The sequence below is a fragment of the Bacillus sp. SIMBA_031 genome, from assembly GCF_046535225.1.
GTDB classification, from domain to species: Bacteria; Bacillota; Bacilli; order Bacillales; family Bacillaceae; genus Bacillus; species Bacillus velezensis.
Window position 1 is genome coordinate 1 of record NZ_JAWRXC010000733.1, and the last position, 232, is coordinate 232.

Genomic DNA, 232 nt, shown 5'->3' on the forward strand with positions numbered 1-232 from the left:
TGTGCGGCCGCGACGCTTGGTTGCGCGCAGCGGTCGTCGCATATGGTCGCCGCCCCGCCGGCGCTGCCTTTGCCGCGCGCCTTGCCAAGCTCGGATGCGGCGACGAACGCGCCCCGCGCGTTGCTCCATATGACTTTGTGCACTCTGTTCATCTCGATGCTCCGTGTGGAATAAGCACTTCTCTATCGGCGTTGATTGGGTCGTAGTCCGAAGCGGGACCGGTGAATGAAAG

The 232-nt window shown here is 63.4% G+C and carries 1 protein-coding gene; it reads right to left on the minus strand.

The window, feature by feature from the left end; translation table 11 throughout:
* Positions 1 to 152 (minus strand): ESPR domain-containing protein (locus SB724_RS22010; RefSeq protein WP_410573228.1); only part of this gene is annotated, 152 nt, incomplete at its 3' end.
* Between the last annotated feature and the right edge of the window lie 80 nt (positions 153 to 232).